This window comes from Frankia sp. CcWB2 (assembly GCF_977927585.1).
The window spans coordinates 1421-4058 of record NZ_CDWRCM010000112.1 but is presented as its reverse complement, the minus strand read 5'-3'; the positions used below and the strand labels follow the sequence as shown (position 1 = coordinate 4058).

Annotated in this window: 2 protein-coding genes; one reads left to right on the top strand and one right to left on the bottom strand. The window is 72.3% G+C overall.

Features of this window, described 5'->3' with window-relative positions; genetic code table 11:
- Positions 1-34: 34 nt before the first annotated feature.
- Positions 35-1162, bottom strand: coding sequence for an MraY family glycosyltransferase (locus ACY45C_RS13070; protein WP_462187896.1), 1128 nt, complete (start codon positions 1160-1162; stop codon positions 35-37).
- Positions 1163-1462: 300 nt separating this feature from the next.
- Between ACY45C_RS13070 and ACY45C_RS13065 the strand changes: the two genes are divergently transcribed.
- Positions 1463-2638, top strand: a 1176-nt coding sequence (locus ACY45C_RS13065; protein ID WP_462187895.1) for a zinc-dependent alcohol dehydrogenase, incomplete at its 3' end; no start/stop codon positions are given.

Sequence of the window (2638 nt, the reverse complement as noted above, 5' to 3'; positions counted from 1 at the left end):
GGGGGGGAGGAGGAGGGGGGGGGGTACGAGCCGATCAGTGGCTTCGACCGGCATCCCCCAGTGGCCGGGTCCCGTCGGTCCGGTCTGTCCTGTCCGGGTTCGCCAGCCGGCGTTGCGACGGGATCGCCGCGCCGGAGGACGGGGCCGCCGCGACGCAGTCCCGTCTCGCCGCGACGCGCTGTGGAGCGTTCAGGTACCCGAGGAGCACCAGCCCGGCTGCCGTGTCGGCGAGCAGGCGAACGGGCAGTGGTCCGTCCGCGGCGAATCCCAAGGCGGCGAGGACCGCCGTCAGGACGCCAACCAGCCCGGTCACCCGGGTGTGTGACCACCCGGCGGTGGTGAGTCGTTGGTAGGCATGGGTGCGGTGGGGCAGGTACCACTGTTCCTTCGCCCGCACCCGGCGTAGCAGGGTCCAGGCGGTGTCGGCCAGATACAGCGCCGTCGGCGCCACGGCGGTCTCCACCGGTATTCCCGCCAGGACCGCTTGCACCGCCAGGACCGCGATCGCGGCTCCCAGCGAATAGCTGCCCACGTCCCCGAGGAAGATGTGGGCCCGCGGAAAGTTGAACGGGCCGAAACCGAGCGCCGCGGCCGCCGTGAGAGCACCGCCGATCGTGATCGCGTCCACGTGGTGGACGGCTCCGAGCACCGTGAACGCCGCCCCGGCCAGGACCGCCGTCGTCACCGAGATGCCGTTGATGCCGTCCATGAAGTTGAAGACGTTGACAAATGCGGTGATCCAGATCGGCGCGATGATCGTGACGAGCAGGACGGTTGTGCCGCTCGGAACCGGGTCGTCGAGCACCGCCCCGAGCACCGTCGTCACCGCGACGACGACGGCCGCGGTGACGTGCAGGGCCAGCCGGCGCAGCGGGGTGATGCCGCTGAGGTCCTCGACGAGTCCGATCAGGCCGAACGGGGCGATGCCGATGGTCAACGACAGCAGGTCGCGGGCGTCGCCGTACCCAGGGATGCACACCGCCAGGCCGATGCCCGCGAACAGCCCGAGGACGACTGCGATACCGCCGCCACGCGGGGTCGGGACCTGGTGCGAGGACCGCGCAGTGACCTCGTCGATCGCCGCCATCCGGCGCATGCCGACGATGACGATCGGGGTCGCCGCAAGGGTGACGATGCACGCGGCGGCCGACGCTTCGAGCATGCCGTTCCTCCGGGTCTGACACTTCGGATGGGCGAGGCCGATGTTCATCGCTGAATGTAATGCATCAACTACACTGCGCAGCATGATGCGAGCGTGGGCGCCCCCGACGCCCTCACTTCCCCCGGTCGTACCGAAGACTCGGGCCGACACGCCGGTACGAGCCGACACGCCGGTACGGGTCCGCGAGTGGGTGCGAGTCCGCCTGCCGGCGCCGACCGTCGGCCGGTGCGGCGGCGCCCCAGTGACGCGGTGAAGCAGGTGGCGCGGTGAAGCAGGTGGCGCGGTGAAGCAGGTGGTGTGGTGAAGCAGGTGGTGCAGGCGGCGTCCGGCGGGGCGGTGCGCGTCGTCGACGTTCCCGTGCCGGTCATCGGTCCGACCGAGGTGCTGGTGGCGACCGTTGCGACGATCGTGTCCGCCGGCACGGAACGTGCCGTTACCACGCTCGCCCGCTCTGGGCTGCTGACCAAGGCGCGGGCCCGTCCGGACCTTGTCCGCAAGGTCGCGGAGAAGGCGAGGACCGACGGTCTCATCCCGGCCGCGCGTTCGGTCCGGGATCGGCTCGGCGCCGACGTCCCCCTCGGCTACAGCGGATGTGGTCGCGTCGTCGAGGTGGGCTCCGCGGTCGACCGCATCCGCCCCGGTGACCTCGTCGCCACGGGTGGGGCCGGGCGCGCCAACCACGCCGAGTTCCAGGCTGTTCCCGGGCTGCTCTGCGCCCGGGTTCCGGACGGGGCCGACCCGGGGGCGGCGGCGTTCGCCACGATCGGCTCCATCGCCCTGCACGGGCTGCGCCTGGCGGAGGTGGGCCCCGGGGCGAAGGTGGTGGTCGTCGGGCTGGGGCTGGTCGGTCAGCTCGCCGCCCGGCTCGCGCTCGCCAGCGGATGTGACGTCGCCGGCATCGATCTTGCCGATCTTCCGTTGGTCACCGCCGGGGCGAGCGGTGTCCGTGCGCTGCGGGAGTCCGGCGAGGCCACCACCGCCGCGGTCCGCGCCTGGAGCCGGGGCCGTGGTGCCGACGCGGTCCTCATCTGCGCCGCTGGTCGCTCGGCGGAACCGGTCATGCGGGCCACCGCGCTGGCCCGGGACCGGGCGCAGCTGGTCGTGGTGGGTGACGTCGGACTGGGCCTGCTGCGCGCGCCGTTCTACGACAAGGAGCTGACGCTGCGCTTCGCCCGCTCCTACGGGCCGGGGCGGTACGAGCGTGGCTACGAGGACTGGGGGGTTGACTACCCGGCCGGGCAGGTCCGCTGGACCGAGGGACGCAACCAGGAGGCCGTGCTCGACCTGCTCGCGGCCGACCGGCTGCAAGTTGATGATCTCGTCACCCACGCTTTTCCGATCGACGCGGCGCCGCGGGCCTACGAGATCGTCGCCACCCGTAGCGAGCCGTACCTGGGGATCCGTTTCGACTACCCGGCGTCGGCTGCCCCCGAACAGGCCGCCCCCGAACAGGCCGGGTCCGCGGTGGCCGGGACC

What these genes read in the sequence shown, in the direction of transcription:
- ACY45C_RS13070 (WP_462187896.1), bottom strand. Translation starts at nt 1,162, where the DNA reads ATGCTCGAAGCGTCGGCCGCCGCGTGCATCGTCACCCTTGCGGCGACC.